This window comes from Streptomyces sp. NPDC104096, from assembly GCF_055584385.1.
The window spans coordinates 86,519-101,596 of sequence record NZ_JBVJMD010000012.1; the positions used below are offsets into that span (position 1 = coordinate 86,519).

Below are 15,078 nucleotides of genomic sequence, written 5' to 3' on the forward strand. Positions count from 1 at the left end.
GGCCGGGTCTGCTCCACCACCCCGCCCGGCTCCCCAGAGAGTTCGAGCGCACCCCGTGGCGGGGCGGCAGACGCCCAAGGCGCCATGCAGCACCTCCTTCGCTTCGCGGCGCCGACCGCGAAGCGAAGGGGTGACGGGCCACAGAAGCCGACTCCCTCCGCGACGATCACAAATCCAGATGTTTTCCGCCCGAAAGGCACTGAAGCATGACGACGGCACTTGATCGCTACTTCGAGATCGTGAACTCGGCCGACCACGGCCACTCTGCCCTGGAAGGCCTTCGCGACGTCTTTGCGGAGAACGTGCTGCTGATACACAGCGGGGAAATGGTCCAGGGCCGGGATATGGCCGTCGACTTCCACCGGGGTCAGGCGGCCAAGTGGAAGGAGTCCAAGCATCACTGGACGGCTTCCGTTGAGGACGATGGATCGATCGTCGGCAAGTGGAGCCAGGCCGGATTGGACCTGCAGGAAAACGGGTGCTCCGGAAGCGGCCATGTCTCCGCCGCCCTGGACTCGAACGGGCTGATCTCCCGGCTCCACCTGTCTCTGACCGGCGGGTCGGACCGCGCCCGGGTGCTCATAGCCAAGCACCTGGAGGTCTGGATGATCCAGGATGCGGCCGAGCGGGCGAAGGCGATGGAGCACATCTACACAGAGGACATCAAGGTCATGGAGCCTGAGGACGTCTTCGCGGGCCGAGATGTCATCAATGACTACATCAGCGTCGTGCAGCGTCAGGCTCCGCCCCTGAGCGGCCGGGTCGTGAGCCACATCCAGAACAAGGAATTCATCCACTGGAGCTGGGATTTCGGATTCCCGGGGAACAAGAGGGCGCTGGGATCCGAAGTCCTCCACCTCGATGGAGATCTGATCGAGAAGATCGTCATCTTCAGCGCACACAGCGATGTTTTCACCGACGGCACGCGGTAGGGCTAGGAAATTTCCCGAAGTGTCCGCAGGACTGGAGTAGAGCGCGCTGGGTCGAGCCGCTGCTCTTGTTCGCCGATCCGGCCTCCGGCCGTACTCTTCCCCTCCTTCCGCCGGCCCGTACGTTTCGTGACCGCGGCGGCAGCCTGGCGGTCGGCTTAGATGCCGTCGCTCTTCCGATTCCGGGGAAATCGACTTGCCGCCCGCGGGCCCCATGACGGATGCAACGGTGGCGGAGGTGTTGCGTGCCACCGGCCATGAAGTGCGGCAGGGCCTGACCGCGGAAGCGGAGGCAGAGCTCTTCACCGGAGCGCGGATCGAGCCGGGCATCGGGGACACGTCGGCCGCGGCGCGTGACTGACGAACCGATCCGGTCGGCTGCGAACATTTCGACTTCGTCGGCCCGTTGGCAGCAGCGATCCTCGACGTACCGGTTTCCTCACCGACCTACGGGCCCGCCTGCGGCCGGTGTGCGTGGAGCCCCCTCGCGGCTCGCCTCCGCGGCAGGTACCGGCGCGCGGCCTGGCCTACAGGCCGCGCGCCGGTACCTGGACACCTGCCCGCCGGCGAATTCGAAGCACGAGAGCGGTCCACGTGCACTGGCCGGCTTCGGCACGACGGGGACGGTGAGCGGCTCTGCAGAGCACGACACGGTGGGCACGGGCGCGCTCCTCCCGTCGAGGTCGCTCCCGTCCAGGTTCGACGGGGCATTACTTGCCTCCCCCAAAATAGGAGCATATGCTCGTATCTATGAGCCGGCAGCGTCCGCAGCCGAGCAGGCCCACCCGTGATCCGGCCCGCGGCCGGACCTTCGAAGGAGCGCATCACATGCCGAACGCAGAAAACGAGGACGCCGCTCGCCAGGGCCTGAACTACTACCCGTGGTGGCTGGACAACCTGGCCGACGACGTCACCCTCGAAGGCGGGGCGATGAACGGCACCGCACGCGGCGCGGAAGCGGTGCGCGCCGTCGTGGTCAAGGCCCGGGAACTGTACGAGTTCCAGGACTTCAGCTACGCCGACGACTTCGGCGACAACGGCTTCCTGGAGGTCTACGAGTCATCGATCCAGGGCGAACCCCTGAAGGTAGTCGTCACGGTCACCCGGAACGCCGCGGGACAGGCCCAGAACCTCGCGGTGCTCCACCGGCCGCGCAGCTCGCTGCTGCTCTTCTCTCGTCTGATGCACGAGAAGTTCGCAGGCACCCCACTCGCCGAGCACTTCCTCGCCGACGAATCCTGAAAACGATGATCCCGCGCCCGGGGCCGGGTCCGTCCGGGCCGGAGGCTGCGCGGTCACAGGTCAAGGCCGGCACCGGCAATGGCGTCGGCACCGGACCGGTCGATGCACGCGCGTGGAACACGGAGGTGCCGAAATGAAGATCACGGCGGTCGGAGGCGGCGGACGGATCGGACGCAGGGCCGTCAGGACACTCGACGAGCACCGCCACGAGGCAGTGGCGGCCGGCCCCCGGAGGGGGGCACCGCGAGAGGGCGTTTCGTTCCACCGTCCAGTCCCTTGATGCCCTGATTCGCCGAGGTTCAGGTGCCGCGTCGGCTCGGGGTGGATTCGGCTGTGAGGCGGCGGGTCATGAGGTTGATCATTGCGAGGTGGACCATGGCTTCGGAACGGTGGGGTGGGCTTCGCAGTCGCGGGACAGACGGCGGTGGTTCATCAGCCGGCCCAGCACTCCCCACGGTCCACCGTCTCGGCAGGACGGCAAATCCCCTGGTGGCGGGGTCGCGGCGGACGATGCGCATGTCGACGCCGAGGGTCACGGCGTGCTCGAAGAGGTGTTGGCGACAGCCGCCGTCGACCCAGGTCTTGCGGACCGTGGGTTGCTCGGCGGCCACCTCCTCGATGAGGGCCAGGCCGGCGACGGAGTCCGATCACCGAGGGGCACGCATGGGTGACATCACCCGCGCACGGAGGCGTGTCCGCATGTTCGCCCCGCGTCCGGCGAGCCTCACCCGCACAGCCGGCACCGAGGGCCGCCCCGCCCTTCACATCTAGGAGTACATGCTCGTATCATGGAGGCGCAAGCTCTGGAGGAAACGATGACTACGAGCCCGGCCAACCTCGACCCGTGCAACAACCTGGCCCTGCGCAGGGCGTCCCGGTACCTCGGCGCGACCTACGACAAGGCCCTGGCTCCGGTCGGTCTTCGCGGGACACAGTTCAGCATCCTGCAGAAGCTCAGTGTTCACGGCGAGATGACGATCACCGGCCTTGCCGACGTGATCGCCATGGATCGCACGACGCTGGCCTCGAACCTCAAGCCGCTCGCGCGCGAGGGCCTGGTGACCATCGAAGCCTCGGCAAGCGACCGTCGCGCACGGCTCGTCACGCTCACACCGGAGGGCCTGTCACGGTTGAAGGCCGCGATGCCCCTGTGGCGCGCCGTGCAATCCCGGTTCGAGAAGAGCTTTGGAACCGATGAGGCGGCCCACCTGCGCTCCTCCCTCGAAGCCGTCCTCCAGACCGGCTTCGACCCCTGGGCCGAGTAGGTTCGGGGCCCTGGCGGCGCCCAGACGTCACCTGTGCGGACGACGGCAGCCCGCGACGCGACATCGCCGACCGACGTCGGCGCCCTGAGTCTCCGCCTTCTCCGACGGCTGCGGATCCGATCGAGGCCGCGACACCGGTCGACACGCCACGGCGTCACCAGGTATGACACGCCTCCCTTGGTCCCGGCGTACGGCAGGCGGCGATACGGCCCGCTCCCCCGCCGCCTTCTGCCGCGGGCCGCCCGGTGGCTTCAGGGGCCATCGTGCGACCTGCACCGCCGAAGACGGCGCCCCCCGCACTTCCGGCTGACGGCTTCGCGCACCTCTCGAAGTCCATCACCCCCCCTTCGGCCGGGGTGTTGCGACGACCGCTGGAACCGAAGCTGCCGTCCCGGTGCTTCGCGAGCAGCAGAAGCCTCGCCTCGAACGGCGCGGCGTTCTACGGCTGCGCAGGGTCGGGGCACGAGTCGGTCGACTGTGTCCTCATCCATCCGTCTCCGCGTACCTGGACGCTCGTGGAGGCCAGGGCGCCGTCCCGGTGGGCGTCCGCGGGCAGCCGGGTGGGACGTCGACCCGTGTGAGCCACCGTGCACACCAGTTGCAGCATGGCCGGACGGCTGAGCGGAGCCACGTAAGCCGGGAGCGCGATGGAGACGTCGTTGCCGCCGCCGGCCGTCACCTCCGGTGTGTCCGTCAGGCGGGGCAGCTCGGTGGTGACCGTCACGGCCTCGCTTTTCGTCGGTCCGTTGAACAGCTGGCCCACCACGGTCCTGAGGTCCACAGGATTGCCGATCCTGCGGGGGTAGGCCTTCGGATCGCCGTCGTCGAGGAAGTAGAGCGAGACGACGGCCGGCGCCGGGGGCTGTGAACCGGGGAGGATGCCGCTCGCCGGTTCGCCGGCCTCGATGACGCCGGACGGGGGGACGCCGCATGCCGTCAGCGTGAGCGCGGCCGCGAGCCCGAGCAGCAGCTTCGTCACGCGCGAGCCCTTCACCGGGCACCCTCGGTCAGGTCGCCGGTGGCTGCGATGCCCGGGTGCAGGGGGAGTTCGACGGTGAACACCGCTCCGCCCCCGGGGCGGTTGGCGGCGCTGATGCGTCCGCCGTGCAGGTGGACGTTCTCTGCCGTGATGGCCAGGCCCAGTCCGCTGCTGTCGCTTCTGGTCCGCGTGACGCTCGCCTTGTAGAAGCGTTCGAAGACGTGCGGCATGGCTTCCTCGGCGATGCCGGGTCCGTGGTCGGTCACCTCGATAACAGCCCACGCCGCGTCCGGCCGTTCCTTTCTCACGTCCATGGTCAGCCGCACCGGGTGCGCTCCGTGCCGTAGCGCGTTGCCGACCAGGTTGGCGATCACCACGTCGAACCTGCGCGGGTCCACGCGCGTGCGGAGCGCGCCCGGTCGGGGCAGGCGGGTTGCGACCTGGTCTTCCCACCCCCGGGTGGTGAGGGTGCGCTGCACGCATTCGGCCAGGTCGACGTCGTCCAGGCTGAGTTCGGCCGCGCCCGCGTCGAAGCGGGATATCTCCATCAGGTCGTTCACCAGCCCGCTCAGCCGGCTGGTTCCCTCACTGATGAGCCGCAGCGCCTCGCCGGTGTCCCGGTTCAGGTGCGGCGCGTGCGCGTCCAGTACGTCGGTGACTGCGGACATCGCGGCCAGCGGGGTGCGCAGTTCGTGGGAGACGTCCGCGACGAAGCGGCGGGCTTGGGCTTCCAGGCGGCGCAGCTCCGCCATCGAGTCCTCCAGGGCCGTCGCCATGTGGTTGAAGGATCCCGAGAGGTCGGACAGCTCGTCGGAGCCGTTGACGGCCAGCCGGACGTCGAGGTGTCCCTCGGCCATCCGGCGTGTTGCGCGGCGCAATGCCCGTACCGGGCGCAGTACGCCTCTTGCGGCCAGCAGCGCCAGCACGACGGCGAGGCAGAGTGCCACCAGGGTGGCGTGCTCGATGGCGCTGACCATCGCTTCGACATAGGCCTGTTCGGTGTTCTGCGGCGCCACCAGGTACATCACGGTGCCCGAGAGCCGGGCTTGTCCGCCTTGGCCATCGGTGTAGGTGATCGGCATTCCGACGACGAGGTAGGGGTGTCCGCCGCTGTCCACCCGCTGGAACACCGCGGCGCGTCGGGTGTCCACGGACCGGCGCAGTTCCGTGCTGATCTTGTCGAAGCCGGCAGCCGGCGCAGAGGCGCGCAGGCTGCCGTGCGTGGCCAGCACCTGCCGCCCTGGTGACTGGTTGGCGTTGAGCACATGGTTCACGGCCTTCTGCAGGTGGCTCTGGTCGGGTACCGGGAGGATGTCGGCCACCACGGCGTCGACGCTGGTCCGGAACTGCCGAATAACGGAGTCCTGGCTCTGTTGCAGCACTCCCGTGCGGGCCTCCCGGAAGGCGACGGCCCCGGTGCTCAGGGCACTGACCGCGGCGACCAGGATGAAGGCCACCACCAGGCGGGAACGCAGGCCGCGCAGCGGCAGCGGGACCTTGGCGAGGACTGTCCGACGCAGCCTCGTCAGCCGGGGGCGGATCCCGGCGGCGACGGCCTTGCTCATCCGTACGCGCTTGCGTGCCCGTACGGATTCCCGGCCGCTCACGGGGAGCCGAAGCGGTAGCCGAAGCCGCGCACGGTCTGGATGTATCGGGGACCTCCGCCCAGTTCGCCGAGCTTGCCGCGCAGTCGTTTCACGCAGGCGTCCACGAGCCGTATGTCTCCGTAGTAGCTGTGCTCCCAGACTGCTTGCAGCAGTTGCTGACGGCTGAAGACCTGGCCGGGCGAGGCCGACAGGGTCAGCAGCAGCCGAAGCTCGGAGGGGGCGAGCGCGACGGGTCGGCCATGGTGTGTCACGACGAGTCCGGCGCGGTCGATGGCCAGATCGCCGTGCGATTCCGCCCTGGGGCGGACGGTGTCGGAGACCGAGGCGTCGTGCCGGCGCATTACGGCCCGTATGCGCGCGTCGAGCACGCGGGCCCGCACGGGCTTGACCACGTAGTCGTCCGCTCCGGCCTCCAGCCCCACGACGACATCGATGTCATCACCCTTGGCGGTCACCATGATGATCGGGACCTGGTCGCGTTCCCGGATCCGTCGGCATACGTCGAGGCCGGACATGCCGGGCAGCATGAGGTCGAGTACGACGACGTCCGGGCGGAAGGGGTGGAGCTGCTGCAATCCCTCTTCACCCGTTTCTGCGGCGACGACGTCATGTCCCTGGTGTCGCAGTCCCAACTCGACGGCCGCACGGACATCCGGGTCGTCTTCGACAATAAGGACTCGAGGCATCTCGCCAGTGTAAGCAGCTCGCATGGCGTCCCTGACCTGCGAAGGAGCCCCTCGCGGGAGCTGTTACACAAGGGTCACATCGGCGTCTCGCCGGGCGGACAGCCCCATGAAGCCACCACCCATCGCTCGTTATCGTTCCGTGATCGTCCGAGCTCATGGCGATCATCTGAAATGACCAGCCTGATCTGCCATGCAATCGGCACGACACCGGGAACACCCATCGACCGCTGACAGCACCGTGGCCTCCCCCCGCGGTGCCCGCCGCCGCTCCTCGCACCGCCGCATCCGCCCGCCCCGGCGAGGGCGCGCGTATCTGGTCGGCACGCTCATGGCCACGGGCCTGCTCGGCTGCGCCGCATTCCTCCTGGACAGCGGGCGGGACGACACATCGGGCCGTGCGCCGCACCCGAAGAACCCGGCACCCGCCCCTCCGACCCCCACCTCCGCCCCGGCTCCGACCCCGACCCCGACCCCGACCCCGACGGAGATCGACGTCCCTTCGACGGGCGCGGGCACGTTCGTCACCGCGCAGGCCGACGGTGCGAGGGTCGGCCACGGTCCGCGTCCCCTGAGGTACGTGGTGAAGGTCGAGACCGGCCTCGGCATCTCGCCGGGCCAGTCGGCGAACGAGATCGCCGGCATACTCGCCGCTCCCCAGGGCTGGACCCGCAACCCTGCCCACTCCTTCCAGTTGGTCAGCGCGGGTCAACCCCACGACCTCACGGTGACGATCGCGACTCCGGGGACGGCGGACGCCCTGTGCTGGGCAGGCATCCAGCAGAACACCCAGGGCGAATACAACTGCGAGGTCCCCGGCGGGGTCGTGGTGAACCTCAAGCGCTGGGTCAAGGGCTCGCCCACCTTCGACGGGCCGATCCATGACTACCGGGCGCTGATCATCAACCACGAGATGGGGCACTTCCTGGGCTACACGCACAGGACCTGCGCAGGCCCCGGCCAACCGGCCCCTGTGATGATGCAGCAGATCAAGGGCCTGCACGGATGCACCGCCAACGCCTGGCCCTACGACGAGAACGGCCACTTCGTCACCGGGCCACCCGTACGGTGAACGGACTGTGACACCCGTCGGCCCCGCCGGGCCCCGAACCGGCTGTTACAGCCTGGCCATCATCTGGGCTCGTCACGGGCAGCAGCGCAACACACACGGCGGACTGGGGCGCTGCCACGGGAAAGGCCCGTCAAGGGACTCGCCGGAAAAACCGTTGCTCGACTTCGAGCGACGGTACGCAGACCCACCCCCACGGTCTTCCCTCTGGTCGGCTCTGCCCCTGGCCGGAGCTCAAGGCCAGCCGAAGGCCGCCCTCCCGTCTCACCCAAGCCCATCCGTCCCGCGCATGCCCATCCGGGCGATCATGTCCAGGAAGCTGTCCGAGTCCGGTGGTCCAGAACAAACTCAGCGGGCTCCGGCCGGGTTGGCGTCCTGGCCGAGGTAGGTGCCGTATCCCTCAGCGACGAGCTGACCGTCGAAGACCAGCACCTCGTTGACCAGACCACCCTTCTGGTTACGGTAGTTGATGACCAGGCAGTCCACGCCCACGTAACTGGCCACCACCTCGAACCGCAGGTCGGGGATCCGCCGCAGCCCCTCCTGCCAGTAGGCGCGCAGCGCGTCCTTGCCGCGGATCACTCCGTCACCGCCGAGCAACTGCGCGGCCACCGGCGACCGGAACGTCACCCCGTCCGCGAAATGGGCCAACACAGCATCCACATCGTGCGCGTTCCACGCCGTCACCCAGGAATCGACGAACACTCGCGCCATCACATGATCCATGGGCGCATTATGTCGGCCCGCCCCAGGCCCCCAACGGCCGTTCGGCTCGAAGAATCCCAGCATCTCGCCGACCTGGCGACCGTTACGGGTCCGGCGGCCTGTCGCACGGCAGCGGGGATGCGCCAGCAGTCCGGCGGGAGCAGGTTCTCCCCCACATCGGGCAGTGAGGTGTCGCAGGGGGCATGTCGGGCTGCCGTGACGGCGTGGGCCGACAGACTGCGGGGTTACAGGCTGTGGGCGGTGATGTCGCCGTGGGCGGTGGTCGCCTTGACGGCCAGGCCAGTGGTGCCGGTGTTCTTCAACGTGTTGCGGATCCGGCCGTGGGCGGCGCCGGCGTCCAGGGCGGCCGAGACGTCGCGGGCGGCGCCGACGGTGATGTCGCCCTGCTGCGTGCTCAGCGTGAGCGTGCGGCCTGCGGCCTGCGGCCTCGGTGACGGTCAGGTCGCCCTTGAGGGTGCTGATCTCGCCGGGACCGTTCAGACGGCCCACCGCGACGGTGGCATCCAGGCCGGTGAGACGGACGCTTGCCGCCTCGTCGAGCTCGACCGGTCCGTGCGCGCCCTCGAAGACGACGTCACCGAGGCGTCCCACACCGCGCAGTTCCGCGGCAGCCGACTTCGCCTCTAGGTGGGAGCCGTCGGGCAGCTGGACGGTCACCTCAACGGAACCGGTGTTGCCGAGGAGCCGGTTCTTCGCCTGCGGGACCTCGATGCGCAGGACGCCGTCGGCGTGGGTGATCCGTACACGGAGCGCCCCGTGAACACGCCTGTCTGCTCTGCTACATCAGCATCGCTTCGGGCAGTTGCTGTTCGGTCCAGACGTACTTCTCGGAGGTCTCGTAGCGGGCACCCCAGCGGTGAGCCAGGGCATTCACCAGCTGAAGGCCGCGCCCGCCCTCGTCGGTGTCAGTGGCTCGGCGGACGTGAGGCGTGGTGAGGCTGCCGTCAGCTACCTCGCACACAAGGAAATCGCTGCGCAGCAGGCGGAGGCGAATAGGGCCCCTTGCGTAGCGGACGGCGTTGGTGACCAGTTCGCTGACGATGAGTTCGGTGGTCGTCACCAGGGCGTCGAGATCCCAGCGGGCCAGTTGTTCGCGGATCAGTGCACGAACCTGGCCTGCAGCACGTGGTTCTTCCGGCAGGGTCCAGCTGGCCATGTCAGTGGCGTCCAGGGAGTGAAGACGGGCAATGAGAAGGGCGGCGGCGTCGCATGTGTTCGACAGCGTCGGCAGCAGGCTCGTGGTCAGGGCGTCACACAGCCGTTCCAGCAGCGCATCCGGCGCAGGACGGACGCCGTGCCTGGGCTGCTCGAGGTTGGCCGAGGCAGCGATATCACCGTCCGCGTCGGGCTTCTTCAGCGTCTCACCGAGGGTGCGGGTGAGAAGGGCCATGCCTCGGTCGATGGTCCTTGTGGCGGTCCAGGCAAGCCCGTCGGTGTAGAACACCAGGAGACTGCCGTCCGGGACGTGCAGTCGGGTGGTTTCGAAGGGGGGATCGGCGACTCCCAGTGGGGAGTTCGGCTCCAGGTCCAGGAAGCGCACCATGCCCTGTGGATCGGCCACCGCTGGTGGGGGGTGGCCGGCTGCGGCGAAGGTGCAGCTGGCGTCGGTGGGGTCGTAGACCGCGTACAGGCAGGTGGCATAGAAGTCTTCCCCGAGTTCGGCGACGAGGTCGTTCAAGTGGGCCAGGAGATCGTCCGGGGACAGTTCCAGGTCGGCGAGCGTGTGGACTGCGGTTCGCAGTCCGCCCATGGCTGCCGCTTCGGAGAGACCATGGCCCATGACGTCGCCGATCACCAGGGCGACGCGTCCGGACGACAGGGGGCAGGACGTCGTACCAGTCCCCGCCGACGTCCGCGGCTTCGCCGGCGGGGACGTAGCGGGCCGCAGCGGTGAGGGCGGGCAAAGCGGGGAGAGTACATGGGAGCAGCCCTTTTTGGAGGCCACGAGCCCGGAGGTGTTCAGCATCGTGAAGCCGGGCGCGTTCCAGGGCCGGGACTGTGACGACCGCATGGAGAGCATGCGGAATGATGTCCGAGCCCCAGTCCGGGGTTGCCCAGGTCCGTGGATCCGTGATCCCCAGAAGCCGGCCGGCACCCCCTTCTGGGACGTCATGTGCGGGGACGCCCCCGGCGCCGGAGGTCTCCGGCGCCGGGGGCGTCCCATGTGTGGCGGTGTGTGGGTACGGCGATGTTCGGAGCGCCGGGGTGTCGGTCAGCTGCTGGGCAGGGCGAAGTCGGCCTTCGTCGGGCTGCCGCGCTTGATGCTCACCTCCTTGCTGCGCTTGCTGTGGTTGTCGTCGGTGGCGGTGACGGTGACGGTCGGTGCGTTCGCCTTCCACCAGGCGTCGTATGTGCCGTGGCTGTCGGTCGTGACCGTGATGAGGTGCTTGTTCGCGTGCGTCAGGGAGAGGGTCGCTCCGGGGAGGGATTTGCCGGTGGCCGCGTCGGTGACCTTGCCGGTGAGTTCCGTCCAGGAGGCGGGGGCGGTCGCCTTGAGGGTGACCGGGAGGGGCTGGTAGACGTACGGCGTGTCGGTGATCATGGACAGGGTGGCCGCGTAGTGGCCCGGTGCGGTGAGGGTCTTGGCGTCGGCGGTGACCCGGATCCGGGTGGAGTGGCCGGGCTTCAGTGTCACGGTCGTCCTGTTCTGCGACAGCCAGCCGACGTCGTCGCCGCCGCACTGGTCGAACCCGGTCAGCGTCGCTGCGCCGGTGGTGGTGGACATCCCGAACGCATCGGTCGTCCCGCCGATCTGGGACAGCCCGCAGCCGGTGCCGCGCCCGGCGTCGGAGACCGCTTCAGGTGCGTCGGGCAGGTCGGTCCAGACACCGGCCACCGGGTCGTACTGCATGGCGCGGCGGGTCACGTCCACCATGTCGGACGACGGGTAGTCCACGCCTCCGGCGATCTGGAGTTGGCCGTTGGCGGAGCTGTACGTCCCGCGGACCTGGGTGTGCGGCATGTCGGTGGTGCGCGTCCAGGTGTCGGTCTTCGGGTGGTAGATGTATGTGTTCGCCAGGACGGTGGTGAGTCCGTGGGACTCGTTCACGCCGCCTGCGCACACGATCGCGCCGACGGTCCCGCCGCATCCGACGGCGGACGCGGCGACCGGGTAGTCGGCGCTCCGGCTCCAGGTGTTACGAAGTGGGTCGTAGCGGTAGACGGTCGCGCTCGAGGCCCCGTCGGCCGTGACTCCTCCTATCACGTACAGCTTGCCGTCGAGTACCGCGACGGCGGCGTCGGCCAGTGACTGCGGGAGGTCCGCCGCCCGCGACCAGGTGTCGCTGTCGGGGTGGTAGGCGTAGGTGGTGGAGGTCCATCCGATGGCCCCGTTCGCGTCGTAGCCGAAGCCGCCGGCCACGTACAGGGTGCCGTTGACGAACGCGCCCATGGCGGAGTTGCGCGCCTGCGGCAGGTCGGCGATCCGCGTCCAGGACCGGGCTGCCGGTGCGTACGCGTAGCCGTGGTCGAGGGCGCGTCCTCCCCACATTTTGTCCATTCCGCCGACCGCGTACGTCGTGCCGCGGTAGGAGCCGACGACGGCGCCTCTGACCGGCTCGGGGTGGTCGGGCAGTGTCTGCCATGCCCTGTCTGTCGCGGCCGGCTTCGTCGCGCTTCGGGGCGCGGTGGCGCTCTGCTCGGCCACGGTGAGTGTGAGCGGGGCGTGTCCGGTGTTGGTGAGTGTGATGTCCCGGCCGGCCTTGCCGCCCAGCGCGGTGTTCAGTGACACCGTGCCGGGTGTGATCTTCAGCTGTCCGGCCTGCAGGGCGGGGTGGTAGGTGTGCACCGTGTCGGAGGCGGTGGTGGTCGCCTTGGTCGTCACGTACCGCGGGGCGGTCGTGGTGAGGGTGTTCTTTCCGGCTTTCGAGCTGTACAGCCAGTAGAAGCCGTCCGGCAGGTGGGGGGCGTTCGGGGTGGCGGTGCTGAGCGTGGTGGCATACCGGTCGGTGGCGGGGGCGGAGGTGTCCGTGACGGTGGCGCCGTTGATGGGCTGGTGGGTGTTGGCGTCGCTGACATGGCCCTGGATCAGGCCGCCGCCGAGGGTTCGGCACTGGCCGACCGAGACGGCGGAGACCTCGAAGATCGACTGGCCGTCGCCGCTGAAGTGGAAGCGGACCTGGACGTTGCGGTGGCCCAGGGCCTTGGTGAGCGGGACTTCGACGTGTCCGAAGAAGCCGTCCTCGCCTTGGTATACCCGCGTCCAGGTCGTGCCGCCGTCGGTGGTGACGGACACGTCCGCCTCGGACCCCGCCGGCAGCAGGGACAGCGCGTTGAACCGCAGGTCGGCGCTCTTGCGGTCGGTCAGGTCGAACGGCGGCGAGATCAGGGTGGTGTCCTGCGGCGCGCCGCCGGTGCCGTAGGGGTTGGCCACGGCGAAGCCTGCGTCGCCGATGAGGTTCCACGACCCGTCGAACTGCCAGCCGTTTGCGGAGGGGTCCTTGTTGGTGACGGTCCAGCCGTACTTCGGCTGCGTGGTCCAGCCTTCGAAGTCGGCGTGTGCGGAGTAGGCGTATCCGGGCGCGGTGCACCGCTGGAGGTCCGCGGCTGCGGAGATGGGGTGCTGTACGTCGCCCGTGCTCATCTTGATCGTGGAGTCGGACGGCTTGTATCCGGGGTAGAGCGGCGTGAGGTGCATCGTGTAGTCGGCCTGCTCGGGCAGGTCCACCGCGTAGGCGCCGGTCTTGGGGTCGGTGTACAGCGGTCCGTTCGGGTAGCCGTCGATGGTGATCTTGGCGTAGAGCGGCCAGCCGTGCCCGGATGCGTCGGTCACCGTGCCCGTCACCGTGTGGTGCGGTGTCTGCGTCAGCGCGATGTCCGCGGTGGCGGTGCGCCCGGCACTCACGGTGATGCCGCTGCGGGTGGTGGTCCCGTAGCCGTAGAGCGACGCCGCCACGTCGTAGGTGCCGGCTGGGACGGTGACGCGGTAGGCGCCTGCCTTGTCCGTCTTGGCGTGAGAGAGGAACTGGTCGGCCTTGTCCGTCAGCGTGAGGGTCGCCCCGGCGAGCGGCGCACCGGTCGCCTGGTTGGTGATGCGGCCGTTCACGACCCCGGACGGAGCCGGGACGAGGGCGGAGATGCCGTCCGGTGTGCCGAGTCCGGTGGGCCCGTCCCAGCCGGCTCCGGCTTCGCACAACACGTCGCCGCAGATGCCGTTGGTGCCTTCGGTGATGTCGTTCAGGCCCTTGGTCTGGTGGGCGTAGGGGTAGGTCACCGGGTAGGTGTCCGGGGCGGGGGTTCCCGCCAGTGCGTACATCGCGGCGATCAGCGGCGAGGAGAGGCTGGTGCCGCCCACCTGGAGCCAGCCGTCGTTGAGCGAGTTGTACACCGCCAGGCCGCTTTGCGGGTCGGCGACCGCGGAGATGTCGGCGGTGGCTCTGCGCGGGCAGTTCGTCGCCGATCCGCTCTGGTAGTCCGGCTGCGGTTCGAAGGTGGAGCAGCCGCTGCCGGCGCCGGACCAGGCGCTCTCCGTCCAGCCGCGGGCGGTGGCGGGGGCGCGGGTCAGCAGTGTGCCGCCGGTGGCGACGACGTTCGGGTCGGAGGAGGGCCAGATGACTTCGTTGCCGGTGTCGCCGGAGGATGCGGTGATCACCACACCGGGGTGGTCGTAGTCCGCTCCGCTGAGGTCGGAGGCGTTCGCGTCCGCCAGGCCGTAGGAGTTGGACACGAACTTGGCGCCGAGTCCGACCGCGGTGTTGACGGCGGTGCCCAGGTCGTCGGCGTTCGCGCTGTCGGCCTGGACCAGCAGAATGTGGCAGGCAGGGCAGGCCGATGAGACCGCGTCGACGTCGAGAGCGGTCTCCAGCGACCACCCGGCGTCGTCCTTCGGGTAGTTGGTGCCGCCTCGCTGGTCGACCTTGCGGAAGCAGCCGTTGTCCGTGGTGCAGGCGGGCAGCCCGAACTGTTCGCGGTAGGTGCTGAGGTCGGCCTCTGCGTCGGCGTAGCCGTAGGCGTCCACGATCGCGACGGTCTGGCCCTGACCGGTGGCCGGCAGGTGGTAGGCGGACCGGATGTCCGCGGGGGTCAGGGCAGTGGACGGCGGCCCGGCCGCATCGGCCATGACGCGCTGGTCGGATGTCGTGCGCACCAGCGCCTGGCAGCTCGCGGTGTGTTTCTCCGGCGTGGGGGTGTTGCAGCCGGCGGGTGCGTAGTGGTGGATGAGGCCGGCGATTTTCGCCGGCGAGGGCTTGTCGCCCTGGCGTGTCGCGGCGGCGTCCTTCTGTGCCTGCCGTGCCACCTGGGCCGGGACGGCGGCAGTGGGTTGGGGGTTGCGGGGCCCGGGCGCCGCATCTGCGGCGACGGCGGGAGCCTGTGCCGCGGTGAGCAGGCCCAGGCAGGCGGCTATGAGGAACGAAACAGGAGCGCGTAGGCGCCCATGTCTGGTCATGGACGGTCGACCTTTCAGGCGGGGCGGGGCGGAGTCAGAGTGGTTCGTAGCCGGAGGGCTCCTGGCGGTCGGCGTCCTCGGTGTCCGCGTCCTGCGGCTCGTCCCGTTCGCCGTGAGGTTCACGCTCGCTCGAATTCATGTTCTTGCCCTCACTCATGAACAACCCTCAGTTGCTGTCCCCGGGCGAACGCCG

General features: G+C 69.2%; 11 protein-coding genes and 3 pseudogenes. 5 read left to right on the forward strand and 9 right to left on the reverse strand.

The window, feature by feature from the left end:
- The first annotated feature begins 206 nt into the window (after window positions 1–206).
- From ACZ60B_RS15725 to ACZ60B_RS15735, 3 genes are all read left to right on the forward strand, one after another.
- A complete protein-coding gene (locus tag ACZ60B_RS15725; RefSeq protein WP_469387199.1) occupies window positions 207–932 on the forward strand; it encodes a nuclear transport factor 2 family protein in 726 nt (241 codons plus the stop codon).
- Between the two features lie 226 nt (window positions 933–1,158).
- Window positions 1,159–1,290 (forward strand): hypothetical protein, encoded by a 132-nt coding sequence (locus ACZ60B_RS15730; RefSeq protein ID WP_469387201.1) that lies wholly within the window; start codon window positions 1,159–1,161, stop codon window positions 1,288–1,290.
- 467 nt (window positions 1,291–1,757) lie between these two features.
- Window positions 1,758–2,171 (forward strand): hypothetical protein, encoded by a 414-nt coding sequence (locus ACZ60B_RS15735; protein WP_469387202.1) that lies wholly within the window; start codon window positions 1,758–1,760, stop codon window positions 2,169–2,171.
- A 299-nt stretch (window positions 2,172–2,470) separates the two neighbouring features.
- Here ACZ60B_RS15735 and ACZ60B_RS15740 read toward each other — a convergent pair.
- Window positions 2,471–2,815: pseudogene (locus ACZ60B_RS15740) on the reverse strand (transposase family protein); the annotation flags it as partial.
- Between the two features lie 144 nt (window positions 2,816–2,959).
- Between ACZ60B_RS15740 and ACZ60B_RS15745 the strand changes: the two are divergent.
- Entirely contained in the window at window positions 2,960–3,436 is a 477-nt protein-coding gene (locus ACZ60B_RS15745; RefSeq protein ID WP_469387204.1) for a MarR family winged helix-turn-helix transcriptional regulator, read from the forward strand.
- Window positions 3,437–3,875: 439 nt separating this feature from the next.
- Here the strand turns inward: ACZ60B_RS15745 and ACZ60B_RS15750 are convergent, their stop codons facing one another.
- The 3 genes from ACZ60B_RS15750 to ACZ60B_RS15760 are packed head-to-tail and all read right to left on the reverse strand — an operon-like array spanning window position 3,876 to window position 6,708.
- A complete protein-coding gene (locus ACZ60B_RS15750) occupies window positions 3,876–4,415 on the reverse strand; it encodes a hypothetical protein (protein WP_469387206.1) in 540 nt (179 codons plus the stop codon).
- Window positions 4,416–4,426: 11 nt separating this feature from the next.
- On the reverse strand, window positions 4,427–5,980 hold the full coding sequence (locus ACZ60B_RS15755; RefSeq protein ID WP_469387208.1) for an ATP-binding protein: 1,554 nt from the start codon (window positions 5,978–5,980) through the stop codon (window positions 4,427–4,429).
- Between the two features lie 38 nt (window positions 5,981–6,018).
- Window positions 6,019–6,708, reverse strand: a complete 690-nt coding sequence (locus tag ACZ60B_RS15760) for a response regulator (protein ID WP_469387210.1) — start codon at window positions 6,706–6,708, stop codon at window positions 6,019–6,021.
- Window positions 6,709–7,036: 328 nt separating this feature from the next.
- Here ACZ60B_RS15760 and ACZ60B_RS15765 point away from each other — a divergent pair, with 328 nt between their 5' ends.
- On the forward strand, window positions 7,037–7,777 hold the full coding sequence (locus ACZ60B_RS15765; protein WP_469387339.1) for a DUF3152 domain-containing protein: 741 nt from the start codon (window positions 7,037–7,039) through the stop codon (window positions 7,775–7,777).
- Between the two features lie 345 nt (window positions 7,778–8,122).
- Here ACZ60B_RS15765 and ACZ60B_RS15770 read toward each other — a convergent pair whose 3' ends face one another.
- From ACZ60B_RS15770 to ACZ60B_RS15790, 5 genes and pseudogenes are all read right to left on the reverse strand, one after another.
- Window positions 8,123–8,500: a nuclear transport factor 2 family protein gene (locus ACZ60B_RS15770; RefSeq protein WP_469387212.1), complete on the reverse strand. Its 378-nt coding sequence runs from the start codon at window positions 8,498–8,500 to the stop codon at window positions 8,123–8,125.
- A gap of 224 nt (window positions 8,501–8,724) precedes the next feature.
- Window positions 8,725–9,268 (reverse strand): annotated as a pseudogene (locus ACZ60B_RS15775) (DUF4097 family beta strand repeat-containing protein); the annotation flags it as partial.
- A gap of 10 nt (window positions 9,269–9,278) precedes the next feature.
- Window positions 9,279–10,491, reverse strand: a pseudogene (locus ACZ60B_RS15780) (ATP-binding SpoIIE family protein phosphatase); the annotation flags it as partial.
- Between the two features lie 221 nt (window positions 10,492–10,712).
- Window positions 10,713–14,885 carry a carboxypeptidase regulatory-like domain-containing protein gene (locus tag ACZ60B_RS15785; RefSeq protein ID WP_469387214.1) on the reverse strand — a complete coding sequence of 1,391 codons (4,173 nt, stop codon included), beginning with the start codon at window positions 14,883–14,885 and terminating at the stop codon, window positions 10,713–10,715.
- A gap of 34 nt (window positions 14,886–14,919) precedes the next feature.
- Entirely contained in the window at window positions 14,920–15,042 is a 123-nt protein-coding gene (locus tag ACZ60B_RS15790; protein WP_469387216.1) for a hypothetical protein, read from the reverse strand.
- Window positions 15,043–15,078: the final 36 nt, after the last annotated feature.

Bases quoted from the DNA above. Each gene is read 5' to 3' on its own strand.
- ACZ60B_RS15725 (WP_469387199.1), top strand. From the start codon at position 207: ATGACGACGGCACTTGATCGCTACTTCGAGATCGTGAACTCGGCCGAC.
- ACZ60B_RS15735 (WP_469387202.1), top strand. From the start codon at position 1,758: ATGCCGAACGCAGAAAACGAGGACGCCGCTCGCCAGGGCCTGAACTAC.
- ACZ60B_RS15745 (WP_469387204.1), top strand. From the start codon at position 2,960: ATGGAGGCGCAAGCTCTGGAGGAAACGATGACTACGAGCCCGGCCAAC.
- ACZ60B_RS15755 (WP_469387208.1), bottom strand. From the start codon at position 5,980: ATGAGCAAGGCCGTCGCCGCCGGGATCCGCCCCCGGCTGACGAGGCTG.
- ACZ60B_RS15760 (WP_469387210.1), bottom strand. From the start codon at position 6,708: ATGCCTCGAGTCCTTATTGTCGAAGACGACCCGGATGTCCGTGCGGCC.
- ACZ60B_RS15765 (WP_469387339.1), top strand. From the start codon at position 7,037: ATGGCCACGGGCCTGCTCGGCTGCGCCGCATTCCTCCTGGACAGCGGG.
- ACZ60B_RS15770 (WP_469387212.1), bottom strand. From the start codon at position 8,500: ATGGATCATGTGATGGCGCGAGTGTTCGTCGATTCCTGGGTGACGGCG.
- ACZ60B_RS15785 (WP_469387214.1), bottom strand. From the start codon at position 14,885: ATGACCAGACATGGGCGCCTACGCGCTCCTGTTTCGTTCCTCATAGCC.
- ACZ60B_RS15790 (WP_469387216.1), bottom strand. From the start codon at position 15,042: ATGAGTGAGGGCAAGAACATGAATTCGAGCGAGCGTGAACCTCACGGC.